12 protein-coding genes are annotated in these 12,934 nt (G+C 36.2%); all 12 read right to left on the bottom strand.

What is annotated here, in order from left to right:
- Positions 1-280 precede the first annotated feature (280 nt).
- Entirely contained in the window at positions 281-649 is a 369-nt protein-coding gene (locus tag AC4GZ8_RS01585; protein ID WP_491080045.1) for a rhodanese-like domain-containing protein, read from the bottom strand.
- A 153-nt stretch (positions 650-802) separates the two neighbouring features.
- Complete coding sequence (locus tag AC4GZ8_RS01580) at positions 803-1,591, bottom strand: HAD family hydrolase (protein WP_491080044.1); 789 nt, start codon at positions 1,589-1,591, stop codon at positions 803-805.
- Positions 1,592-1,773: 182 nt separating this feature from the next.
- Positions 1,774-2,298, bottom strand: coding sequence for a 2-oxo-4-hydroxy-4-carboxy-5-ureidoimidazoline decarboxylase (gene uraD / locus AC4GZ8_RS01575; RefSeq protein WP_491080043.1), 525 nt, complete (start codon positions 2,296-2,298; stop codon positions 1,774-1,776).
- 40 nt (positions 2,299-2,338) lie between these two features.
- A complete protein-coding gene (locus AC4GZ8_RS01570; protein WP_491080404.1) occupies positions 2,339-2,848 on the bottom strand; it encodes a (2Fe-2S)-binding protein in 510 nt (169 codons plus the stop codon).
- A 3-nt stretch (positions 2,849-2,851) separates the two neighbouring features.
- On the bottom strand, positions 2,852-5,134 hold the full coding sequence (gene pucD / locus AC4GZ8_RS01565) for a xanthine dehydrogenase subunit D (protein ID WP_491080042.1): 2,283 nt from the start codon (positions 5,132-5,134) through the stop codon (positions 2,852-2,854).
- 1 nt (position 5,135) lies between these two features.
- Positions 5,136-6,005, bottom strand: a complete 870-nt coding sequence (locus tag AC4GZ8_RS01560) for an FAD binding domain-containing protein (protein WP_491080041.1) — start codon at positions 6,003-6,005, stop codon at positions 5,136-5,138.
- A 75-nt stretch (positions 6,006-6,080) separates the two neighbouring features.
- The gene (locus AC4GZ8_RS01555) at positions 6,081-6,695 is read right to left on the bottom strand and encodes an NTP transferase domain-containing protein (RefSeq protein ID WP_491080040.1); all 615 of its coding nucleotides are present in this window, start codon (positions 6,693-6,695) and stop codon (positions 6,081-6,083) included.
- The gene (locus tag AC4GZ8_RS01550) at positions 6,685-7,695 is read right to left on the bottom strand and encodes an XdhC family protein (protein WP_491080039.1); all 1,011 of its coding nucleotides are present in this window, start codon (positions 7,693-7,695) and stop codon (positions 6,685-6,687) included. Before AC4GZ8_RS01550 ends, AC4GZ8_RS01555 begins: the two co-directional genes overlap by 11 nt.
- Before the next feature lie 37 nt (positions 7,696-7,732).
- Positions 7,733-9,079 (bottom strand): 5'-deoxyadenosine deaminase, encoded by a 1,347-nt coding sequence (locus AC4GZ8_RS01545; protein WP_491080038.1) that lies wholly within the window; start codon positions 9,077-9,079, stop codon positions 7,733-7,735.
- Positions 9,080-9,512: 433 nt separating this feature from the next.
- On the bottom strand, positions 9,513-10,337 hold the full coding sequence (locus tag AC4GZ8_RS01540) for a Cof-type HAD-IIB family hydrolase (protein WP_491080037.1): 825 nt from the start codon (positions 10,335-10,337) through the stop codon (positions 9,513-9,515).
- 172 nt (positions 10,338-10,509) lie between these two features.
- Positions 10,510-11,451: a VanW family protein gene (locus AC4GZ8_RS01535; protein ID WP_491080036.1), complete on the bottom strand. Its 942-nt coding sequence runs from the start codon at positions 11,449-11,451 to the stop codon at positions 10,510-10,512.
- A gap of 294 nt (positions 11,452-11,745) precedes the next feature.
- Positions 11,746-12,819 (bottom strand): branched-chain amino acid aminotransferase, encoded by a 1,074-nt coding sequence (locus tag AC4GZ8_RS01530; RefSeq protein WP_491080403.1) that lies wholly within the window; start codon positions 12,817-12,819, stop codon positions 11,746-11,748.
- Between the last annotated feature and the right edge of the window lie 115 nt (positions 12,820-12,934).

Here is a 12,934-nt window from a genome sequence, read left to right as displayed (position 1 = left end):
CATTGCTTTTCTTATACTCGATTATTCCGAACCATACTATACCATGTTAAAAAATGAAAAGCTATCTGTTGGAAAGTGATATCAAATACAAAAGAGTGGAAGCTTTAGAAGCTCCCACTCTCATAAACATTATTTTTATGCCACTCTGAACAGGCAGTAAGATCCTCACCTCAAGCCTCTGATTTACAAAGTAGATAGACGGGGGATAACTGCATAAAGATCCGTTTGGTTCAACGAACTATCAGTGGGGGATAAACCCCCTGCTGATAGAAGTTTCACTTTATAAAACTATGTCCTTAGAATGATTCGAACATGTGCACTCTGCTAGACTATAACCAGTTACATCAAATCCATTTTTTTGTAAAAACCGAACACCAATATTTTTTTCAAGCTGATTTCCTGCAATTAGATGGACCTTCTTCGATGGTATCTCATGATAATATCGTTTTAAATATGGGATTGGTATCACTATTGCACCCGAAACGGTCATTTCGGATAGATTATTATAATCCCGAACATCAACGATCTGACTTGACTGATCATGGTGTTGGACATCAACACAGGGAACATTTTTGTTCCATTTTAATCTTTGTACTAAATGGTAGCCTATCAATAAAATAAGTGCAATTCCCCCAATGAATAATAACAATACCCTTCCCCCTCTTTGCCGGCACATGTTGGTTTACATTTCTTACTATAAATGGATTAGATTGTTTTAATCAAGTAATTAGATTTGGGGTGATGGATTCTCTGTTTGGTTACAAACAAAAATCCATTACTAACTAGCTGCTAGCCAATCTCATTACTTATTTAACTCGTCAAGAATTGGATAAAGCTCTTCAAGATGAGTAATTTCATAATCTGGTTTTACTTCATTTCTTTCTTTATCATGACGATTAATCCAGACTGATTTCATTCCAATCCTTGATGCTCCGAGGATATCTGTCATCAAATTATCTCCTACCATGATCGCTTCATCTTTGGAAAGGTTCATCTTTTCTAATGCATGCTCAAAAATGGTTGGATCTGGTTTTCCTCTGCCAAATGCTCCAGAAATAATGATTTGTTCAAAATAAGGCACAAGTTCAGGAGTAATCTCTAATTTCGTATTTTGCAAATCTGGTGAACCATTTGTTAATAACAATAATCGGTAATTTTCTTTTAGTTGATCTAATACTGAGAACGATTCCTCATAGACAAATGGATTTTTTCTTCTTTGAGCAGGAAATTCCTCTGCTAACTTTTGACCAAATTCAGGATCATCAATTCCACATGCTTTTAGACCTCTTGTCCAAGCATCTTTCCGATAGGTTGGAACAATTTCCTTCATTTTTTTGAAATTTTCTTCGTCGTCTAAGAAATTCCCCCAAAGACCTTCAAAAGGATTAATTCCAATCATTTGAGTGAATGAATAGGTTTCATATGAGGAATAAAGCCCACGAGCTTCTTTTCTAACGGCTTCCTCTAGCTCCACCGGATCAATTCCATATTGTTGCTTTGCTACTTCACATGTTGCAACAAATGCTTCCTTTACACTTTTTTGATCCCAAAGTAACGTATCATCTAAATCAAAGAAAATTGCTTTAATCACTTTTATTCCTCCAATATCTCTTTACCTAATTTAAAAAACTCTTACTATTCAAACAATAGCTTACAGAGATTTAAACAAGTTGTAAATAGATACAGAAAAATACCTGATAAAAATTGCTTTCTACTATAAAAACCGTTCAATGAACTGAACGGCTTCTTAGGAATATTTACTATCCTACTCTTTTACATTAACTTTTGATCCAATTGATAGCTTTCTTCATTTTGAATGGTTTCTCTTAATCGATAAAAATAAATCCGAAATAATTCATCAAGTGAGGTTAAGACTTCCTCATATTCTTTTTGCTTAACTCTTTTTCTAAGTGCATCATAAACCGATTCTTTATTATGTCCTCGAATCGAAATAACAAAAGGAAAACCAAATTTCTTTTCATATTTATTGTTCAGTGATACAAATTTTTTATATTCTCTTGATGATAATGATTGAAGACCTGCTTGCTTAAGAGTTGCCTTTTGAGAGCTTCCATTGGTAATCAATTCTATAAAATCAGGAGACGATTGTAACAATGATAGTTTCTGTTCAATTGATGATTTTTTCACTAACTTTTTCAATGCTAGATGAAGAAATTGATAAGAAGGAAATGGACGTAATTCTGAAACTTGCTCAACAATTTTCGGATCAAATATCCAGGTGAACATTAAAACGAAGTCCTTTTTAGAAAGCTCATTCACTTCATGTATTGTTATCACAAGTCATCACTCTCCATTTCAAAAATTTTAATCGATTCTATTATCCTTTATTTGTATAAATTGTTTTATAACGCCGGACTGCGCGAAGAATACCTGTGTACCCTGTACAACGACATAGATTTCCTGATAAATGCTCCAATACCTCTTCATCAGTTGGATCAGCATTATACCCTAGCAAATCTGTTAGTGCTACGATCATTCCAGGGGTACAATACCCGCATTGCAGAGCTCCTTCTTCCAAGAAAGCCTGTTGAATAGGATGCAAACTGTTTTTTGAAATGTATTCAATTGTTTCCACTTTCGAATTTTTCAGCTGGTAGGCCATTACTAAGCATGAATTTACAACCTGACCATTTAGCAAAACAGAACAAGCTCCGCAACGTCCAATTTCACAGGAAATTTTGGTACCTGTTAATTGTAGATCTTTCCTGAGAATATCGACTAGCCGATAGACAGCGGGTACAATTAATTTCGTTGTTTCACCATTTAAATCAAATGTTAATTCCACTTCTTTTTCATTTGTTTTTTTACTATATTCAACACTCTCCATCACTTAATACACCCCCTGTTCATTACCTGGTGAAGAAAGATCCATAAGGGCATCCAATATTTCTTCTGAAGAAAGCGGAAGTTTTTTTACCCATATCCCACAGGCTTGATGAATCGCTGCAGTTATTGCAGGTGCGATTGCTACTGTTCCAATTTCACCGACACCTCTTGGACCAAAAATATCTCCTTCCATTAAAGATTCATCTACCATAACGTTTGTTTCAGTTGGAATATCTTTTATTGTTGGTAATAAGTAGGAATCAAAATTTTCAGTATGATAACGCCCATTCTCCATCACTGAATCTTCAAATAAAGTAAATCCTAATCCCATGACAGCTCCACCTTCAATTTGTCCCAAATAACCAAGTGGATTGACTACAGGTCCAGCGGCAACGGCATGATCCATTCTTGTCACCTTTACTTTGCCTGTTAATTGATCAATTTCAACTTCTGCCGCAACAGCTGCAAAGCTATATAAATAATGTCCACCAATAACAGCATCAGGTGTTGTCGGAAAATGAAAGTGTGTTTGAAACGTAACATGAGAAGGGTTTGCATTATTTGCAAGCTCTCGATAACTTAAGACAAATTGATTTCGTTTTCCTCTTCTCCATATGCCTTTTTCACCTAAATAAAGAAGATCTCTTGTTGTATTCGTATAGTCGGCAACTAAATCCAACACCTTTTCCATAAAAGGTGCTTTTAATTTTTGAATTCCATTCCAAATCATATTTGTTGATCTTGAAGCCGTTGAAGAGCCTGATGAAGGAACGAGATCCGTATCCCCAATTACGATTTTAATATCTTCTTTGCTGCAATTTAGTGCCTCCATTAACATGATTTCAATTGATGCTATTAACCCTTGACCAAATTCTTCGAATCCAAATGCAATTTCGATTTTCCCATCATTTGTTAAGGAAAGTCGTGCACCAGACGGATCGGGCCTTCCAAATCCAAGACCACCGCCATGCATCGTAATTGCTATGCCTTTACCTGTTATCTTATGTGGATGTTCCTTTGGTGAATCAGTTAAGACTGATGAATTCTTTATCATAGAAAGAACTGATTTTGCTCCATCGTTTTTTACGATACGTTGCCCTAAGGGACCAAGATCATCCGCATCTCTAAGATTCATCTCACGGAATTTGATCGAATCGATCTCCATTTGCTCTGCTAATCTTTCAATCTGGGATTCTAAAGCAAAAGTTACTTGGTTTCCTCCAAATCCGCGGTATTCCCCAGCTATACCATTATTTGTGAAAACTGAAACACCTTCTACATCAACATGCGGAAAAATATAAGGTCCTGTAGCATGCTCGACAGCGAAATCCAAAACAGCTGGACCAAGCGTAGCATAAGCTCCAGTATCTGCCACAATTCTGACATAGTGGCCGACTAATTTCCCCTCTTGATTTGCACCTGTGATCATTTTTATTTTCATTGGATGGCGTTTAATACCTGCTCTAACTGATTCACTCCGTTTATTATGAAGTTTCACAGGTTGCTTTGTTTTTATTGCGAGTAAAGCTGCGTATGGTTGAATATTCAACTCATCTTTCCCGCCAAATGAACCACCAATGGGACTTGAGATGACACGTATGAGGCTTTCAGGAATTGATAGAATTCTGGCTAACTGCATACGGTCTTTGAAACCATGTTGGGTCGCTGCATAAACCGTTATTTTACCACCCTCTTCAGGAACAACTACTCCCCCCTCTGTTTCCATATAACCATGCATTTGTCTAGGAGTTTCATAAGTATCTTCCACAACATAAGGACAATTTTGGAGCTCTTTTAACACTTGCTCACTACTCTTATAGCTGGCACGATGAAGAATATTTCCTGCTGGGTGTAATGGTATACTTGAACTACTAAGCGATTTTTCCGGACTATCCATGACTTCAAGTGGTTCATAGTCTACATGAATTAGAGAAAGGGCTTTTTCCGCGATCTCCTCACTAGTTGCCGCTACTGCTGCTACTGCATCACCTACATAACGGACAACATCCTCACAAAAGACAGGCTGATCGGGGAAAATAAGTCCAAAACGATTCATACCTGGAACATCTTTATACGTGATGACTGCTTTTACTCCATCTAATTGTTCAGCTTCATAAGTAGAAATTGATCGTATTTTTGCATGTGGAAAAGAACTTCGGAGTACTTTCCCATAAAGCATGTTAGGGAAGGTATAGTCTGTTAAATATTTTAATGATCCTGTTACTTTGTCATAGCCATCTGGTCGTACTCGCCATTTATCCCCAAAATTTTCTCTCTTTAACTCCACCTTATCCCTCCTCTCCTAAAACAGTTCCTAATTCTGCCATCATGATGTTTGCTGCAACCTTTTTTCTATATGCCTCAGATATGAATGGATCTGAATATGATTGAAATTCATCTAATATTTTTTGATATAAAACCTTTTTATTTATTGTTTCCCCTTTTAAAATCAGTTCCACTCCTTCAAGCCTGACCGGACGATGGCTTCCTCCACCAACCGCTAAACGAATAAATTGCAGCTTACCATCATCATCTTTTTTCCATTGTCCGCTTATAGAAAGTAATGAAGGGATAAACGCTTCTCTCCTACCGACCTTTCGATAAAAGTCTTTCGTCCCTTTAACAGAAAATGGAACAATGATCTCAAGTAATAAAAAGGGTTGCTGATGGTTGATCTTTAGCCAATCCCATAAAGTCATGACATAAATATGGTCTTTAATGGCTATTTTTACTTTTGCGTTTAAAACTAAAAGTGCAGGGATTGAATCACCAACTAGACTGGCAACATTCCCCCCAATTGTCGCTCTGTTTCGAACTGCTGGGGCAGAAATGTTGCGGCAAGCCTCAACGAGTAATGGAGCATGTTTGACAATGAGAGGATGTGACAGACACTCTGCAATGGTTGTCAAAGCTCCTATTATCACATTTGAGGTATCACCATGTTCTTGACATGTAATTCCTTTTAAATGGTTGAGAAATGAAAGATCGACTAACGTATGAGGGAGGGGGGTACCTGATTCCCAGTGCAATTGTAGTAATGTTCCACCTCCTACAAATACCGCTTGAGAATCGTTCTTTTGGATGAGCGCATCTTCTATTAATACTGGTTGTTTTACGATCATGTCAAATTTTGATTGTGTGAGCTCTTGATTCGTCATTTAAAAGCACCTCGATTCTATGTTGAGTTCTAAAATTGACTCCTATACTGGCAGAAAGAGATTACGCAGAAAAAATTATGGTAAAAAAACACTTTTAGAATATTCATACTGCTCTTTTGTATCTACATCCAGTAAATTTGCTGGATCTACGTGTACGTTTATTCCTTTTAATACTCCTTTTTTTAATAAACTTCTTGCCCCCTGATCACCATGAACGGATAACAAATATGGGAATGCTTTTTGATGAAATAAAATAGGAGGTTTTATATGTTCACCATCAAATGCTGCTACAAAATCCTTCGCTTTTTTTGATTGATGGATGAGGCGGTTGATCATATGTGAGGTGATAAACGGTTGATCAGCTAAAAAAATAACAACCGAATCTGCACCAATCTGGATTGCCCGTTGAATTCCAGTCCGAAGTGAATAGGATTGACCTAAATGAGCTTGTAAACTTATGATATTTTCCCAATGAACTGAGCTTGTCAGTAATGATTCGACAGATCGTAGCCAAGATGTTTGTATATCTTTTGTTACAATGATTAATGAATTGATTTTAGATTGGACAATTTCTTTTAATGCTATGGTTCCAAGCGGATCCCCTGCCAGTGGTAATGATAATTTACAGGTCCCCATTCTTGAGCTATGACCAGCTGCTAAATAGATCCCGACAATATGTTCATACGACACTGACATCCCTCCTCTTCGCTTTTATCTGAATCAATTGAGCCATGATACTGATGGCAATTTCTTGTGGACCCTCAGCTCCGATATCTATGCCAACAGGAAAATGAACCCAACTAGGAAGAGCTAATCCCTTAAATAATCTTCTTGCTCGATCCTTTGATCCCAAGATTCCTAAATAACCAATTCGTGTTTTGAACAACAATCTAATTAACTCATGATCCTTTTGAAAATGATGTGTCATTAATACTATGGAATCTAGGTCTGAAAAGGTGAATTTCCCAATAAATTCAATAGGCGTTACAACTTCCGTTTGGGATGAAAAAGGAAAATGATCTTTATGACAAAGTCCGGGTCTCCAATCAGCCACAATCACTTGATATCCAGCTAAGAAAGCCAGATGAGCAAGTGGTTTTGCATCTGCACCAGCACCGTAAATAAACAACCTTGGCCTTGCAGGTATTTCTTGTTTATAGTAAATCACTTCTTGAGAAAACGTTAATTTATTTACTGCTAACTTTTGTATGTTTGGCACTTCTCCATTCCACTGCCCAAAATACTCTGATGCTGCAGTAAAAAATAGGTAGCCTGTGACAACTCCATCTGTTGTTAGCCTTTTTACATGAGTGACTGATTGACCTTTTTGGATATAGTCCCTTACTTTTATTAAATGGGTGGTTAATAAAGGGGATATGGACTCAATCAGCACCTTAATAATCCCGTTACAGCCGATACCCTGCCCCCAGGAGAGATCATCCTCAGCCGATAAATCATAAGTCATAATGGCTGACGCTTGATTAATCATTAAATCTTTTGATCTTCCGAGAAGATCTTTTTCTAAACATCCACCACTTAATAACCCTGTTTGCTTTCCTTTTTCATCTATTAACATCATGGATCCTGCTTTTTTATAGGCAGATCCTTCAACATCAACTATTGTGGTCAGTACTTTTTTATCAGATGTTTGTGAGATCGCATCAAGAATTTCATAGATATCTGTTCGCACCCTCTCCCTCCTTTTTCACTTATCGGTATTTATCCAATTATCTGATTGATGTATTTACATTTGAAATTCGCCGGATTAACCGTTTAATAGACTGATTGGCTTCTTTTAATACAATTGGTTTATCAATCGTCTTTAATTGCCGGTTTTCCATCACAATCTTTCCATCAATAATAGTTGTGTCAACATCCGCTCTTGTAGCCGAATAAACAATTCTTGAAATTGGATCCACGTCTAATGAAGGATACGTATGAAAATCATTTAAATCTAATAAAACAAGATCTGCTTTTTTCCCGACTTCTAAACTACCAATTTCGTTTTCCATCCCCATTGCTGCAGCTCCACCCATTGTAGCCAAACGCAATACCTTCTTAGCATCCATTGCTGTAGGACCATGCACCGGTTTTTGAATTAATGCAGTTAGTCTCATTTCATTAAACATATCCAAATTATTATTACAAGGGGCTCCATCTGCACCTAGACTTAAAAAGACTCCATTTTCAAGCATTTCAGGTGTATTTGCAATCCCAGAAGCAAGTTTTAAATTTGAACCAGGACAATGGCTCACTTTTACACCCTTCTCGCGAATAATTCTTTTTTCAGTGTCATCCAACCATATACAATGGGCCAAAAGAAGTCTCGGATTTGCTAAACCTATATGATCTAAATACACAATATTTCTCATTCCACGCTCTGCTTCTACAATTTCTATTTCTTTTTGATTTTCAGAGGCATGAGTATGGACCATAACTTGATATTTTTCAGACAGGTCTCTCACCTGTGTAAGCATTGATTCTGTACAAGAAATCACAAATCGAGGTGAAAAAGCGTAGTGTATCCTTCCATTATCATATTTGTGCCATTTTTCCAGTAAATCTACACTATCTTGAATGGACTGATTCGTATTCTCTAATAAAATCTGTGGAACATTTTCCCCTTGATCCATCATCACTTTCCCCGCAGTTGCACGAATTCCACTTTCAGCAATCGCATTAAACGCATGTTCTGTATAGCGAACTGTTTCCATATCGATAATAGATGTTGTTCCACTACGTATTAATTCCCCTAATCCCAGCATCGCTGAATAATAAATGGATTCTTCATCGTGTGCGGCCTCTAATGGCCATATTTTTTTCGTTAACCAGTCTAAAAGCTCTAAATCATCTCCTTGGCCCCGAAATAATGTTTGACATAAGTGAATATGAGTTTGAATTAAACCTGGAATGACAGTTTTACCGGTTCCATCAATCACTTTATCAGCTGTCATATGCTCAATTTTTTCGTTGATTTCAACGATTCGATCATTTTTAATTAAGATGTCACCATGTACAATGGCATCTTGGTTATTCATTGTAATGATCTCTGCGTTCTTTATTAAAATTTCCAAATGACTTTTCCCCCTCACAAACAAATGCCACCAATCAAAATGTTATAAAATCTAACAACAATCTACATTTTTCGTAATTCCCAAATGCTCCCCTACCTTAGATTAGATAAATTATACATTGGAAGGGGTTAGAATATTATATATATGTTAGTTTTTCTAACAATATTTTTGAGTAATTTTCAGCTTAATCGGAAGAAAAGGTGATTCAGCTGAAAAATGAGCAAAAAAAGAGACTAACTAGTTAGTTAGTCATCGCTAAAACTTTTATAAAGTTCTTTCTTTTTTCCCATTCTTAACTGGCTATAACCCCCCACCTCACCTCAAGCTTCGTTATCAATGAAGGTAGGCGGGTCTTACTGCCCGTAAAGGTCCGATTGGTTTAACTAATTATCAGTTCGGGATGAGGAAACCCGTAACTGATCGAAGTTTCACTTTATGCTTTTACTTGATAAGCTGATAAAATGTATTCCTCTACCACTTTTGCAACACCATCATTCATGTTGGTATCTGTAACAAAATTAGCTATCTCTTTAATATCATCAGGGGCATTTCCCATTGCGACACCAAGACCTGCAAACTCAATCATTGACAAGTCATTATAGCTGTCGCCAATAGCTATAACTTCCTCCCGCTTTATTCCACAAGCTTGAATTAATTGATTTAAGCTTGTCCCTTTTGTAACACCTTTTTCTGTAAACTCTAAGAAATAAGGTTTGGAGCGCATAATACTAAATTCTTTCTCAAGCTCTATTTGCAGTTTTTTCTCTACTTCCTTTAATTGTTCAGGCGGTCCCACCATTAAGCTCTTCACAACAGGTTCATTAACAGCATTTACGAAATCTTGAACAATCTTAATAGATAAGCCTGTTAATTTTGCTTCAATATCTGTGTACGGATTTTCATCTTGGGTAATTATTTCGTCCCCAATATACGTATGAATATAAACTCCCTCTCTAACACTAAGATCATATAACTGTTTGACAGCTGCCGGGCTTAATGTGCTGCTAAACATTTCTTCTTCTGATGAGCAGTTAATGATTTTCCCTCCATTAAAAGAAAGGATAAAGCTTCCGTATTCTCCCAAGTTCAATTCCTTAGCAATATGTCTCATCCCATATGTAGGACGCCCAGAAGCCAACACAACCTTTACTCCAAGTTCTTGTGCTTTCATTAAAGCTTCTTTTGTCCGAGTTGAGATCGTATGATCATCACGAAGCAATGTATCATCTAAATCTAAAACAATCATTTTATAAGACATTTTAATTATTCCTTTCTATCTAGCACTCTTTCACTATCGTACTATAAAAAGAGTTTTTATGGGAGAGTGTTTAATGAAAAGGTAGTTTTTACTTAGTTAATATAGAAGAACATTCAAAAAAACTGGCATGAGGTTCTCAACCAGTTTTTCCAACAAAGCAATATTCTTTTTCTTATACCTTTGCAGCATTTTGTTTTGAGGCTAAAATTTGAACTTCAATTGAACCCGATTGTGTATTCACAATTGTTTTGATCATAACTGGGAAATCTTTATTGTTCATGAATTTAAAATCCGGGCCTCCCCAAGAAACAGTAGCATCTCTCCCTGCCGGAACGTACCCAACTGACCTTGAATGGGAATGAAGCTCAATAATTTCCAAGCCAGCCTCTGCAACAGCATTATATAATGTAGAAGACGTTTGGCAAATACCACCACCAATTCCTTCAACAAATTCTTTATTTACAATCTCTTTCGCCTTTTGGTATCCTCTAGCTGCTGTCCGCTCTCCTACAACAAGATTAAAATAAAAACGGTCCCCTGGTCCTAACACAATTTGGTTAATTTCATTTGCTGATAATAATATATTTTGTGAACGTCCTATTACACTTGGATTAAAAGACGTTTTATAACTTCCGATGACTACTTCATTTACACCTTTAACAGTCTCAACTGTAACATTCGGGTCATTTATTTCTAATGGCAGGTCTAAACTTTTGTCTAGCGGACGAACATTAAGAAGCATATCAACTAGCTTACTTTCATCTAAAAGCACTCGACTTTTTCCACCAGTTAGTTGACCATTGCTATTATATTTTGCCGGGACCATTGCCTGGTCCAGTTTTTTAGCTAAATCATCTGCAAGCTGGGCAATTTCTTTTTTATACTCATCTTGATTCTCATTAACGGTTGGAATAAAGGAATATAGGATATCTTTTGTTTTTGGGTGTAACAAATTCACTGCAAACTCTACTTTTTTCTCAGATAATTGTGATAGATGTGTGGTCATTTTACTTACAGGTAGTGGTCCTTCTTCTTGACTGCCATTTGCTACATTTGAACTACAGCCTGCCATCATCAATAAGAGAATCATTGCCGATACATATTTTTTTCTCATTGCACTCCCACATTTCCCATTTAAATTTTCTAAAACTATAAAAATATTATAAATGACATGACGAATTTTACAATCATTACATTTATATTTCATATTTTATCAAAATATCCTTCTAAATTGTTAAATTTTCCCTTAGATTTTAAAATTTTCTTTTGCCATTATCTAATCTACGTGTAAGACGAAAAAAAGATGTAAAAAGTTTCAACTTTTTACATCTTTAAGAAAAAACAACATGTTATAGAAATTTAAGAGTGATGAAATGTGGGCATACATCAAAAAACGGTCTTTTCGAAATTACTTTACTTCTACAACCCATTTAAATGGATCAGGCTGAGTACCTCTCTGAATACCTGTTAACGTATCATACAGTTTTCTGGATAATTCGCCTGTTTGACCATCATTAATAACGATTTTCTGGTCATTATATAAGAATTCACCAACAGGAGAAATAACCGCTGCAGTGCCAGTACCGAATGCTTCCTCAAGCTGGCCGTTTTTATAGGCTTCGTATACATCCTCCATTGCTAATTTTCGCTCTGAAACAGGAATTTGCCAAGATTTCAATAATTCAATAATTGAATTTCTTGTCACTCCTTCTAAAATACTTCCATTTAGAGCAGGAGTGACAACTTCACCATTAATTTTAAAGAAAATGTTCATACTTCCTACTTCTTCAATATATTTTTTCTCAACACCATCTAACCATAATACCTGTGAATATCCTCTTTTTGCTGCTTCTTCCTGAGCTTTTAAGCTTGCTGCGTAGTTTGCTCCAGTTTTCGCTTTACCTGTTCCACCTTCAACTGCACGTACATAATGATTTTCAACAAAGATTTTGACAGGGTGAATTCCCTCTTTATAATAAGAGCCTACTGGAGATAGAATGATCATAAAACGGTAAAATTGCGAAGGTGCAACTCCTAGATAATATTCTGTTGGAATAATAAATGGACGAATATATAAAGAAGTTCCTTCTGCTGTTGGAATCCATTCCTTATCAATTGCTATAAGCTGTTTTAAAGCTTCAATAACAAATTCCCCATCAATTGGCGGGATACATAGACGTTCATTTGATAAATTCAATCTGTGCATATTCTTTTCCGGTCTAAATAACAACACTTTATCATCTTGTGTACGGTAAGCCTTCAATCCTTCAAAAACTGTTTGCCCATAATGGAAAACCATAGAAGCAGGACTTAAGGAAATAGGTTCATACGGTACGATTTTTGCATCATGCCAACCTTTAGCTGGGCTATAATCCATTACAAACATATGATCTGTAAATACACGTCCAAATTCTAATTGATCTGATTGTGGTTTTTCCTTCATTGTTTTACTTAAAGTTACGTCGATCTTTGTTTTTGTCATCATGTTTAACTCTCCCAATCAAATAATTTATCTTCGTAAACACAACTTCTGAGCATATTAAAGTATGTTCATTCAAGTTTCTATATTTCTCTATTTTATAACTTTCATGAGGGAG

Source organism: Metabacillus sp. RB-C-LZQ-3-1, from assembly GCF_058315175.1.
Note: the sequence above shows the minus strand (reverse complement) of the source record. Positions and strands in the feature narration are given on the sequence as shown.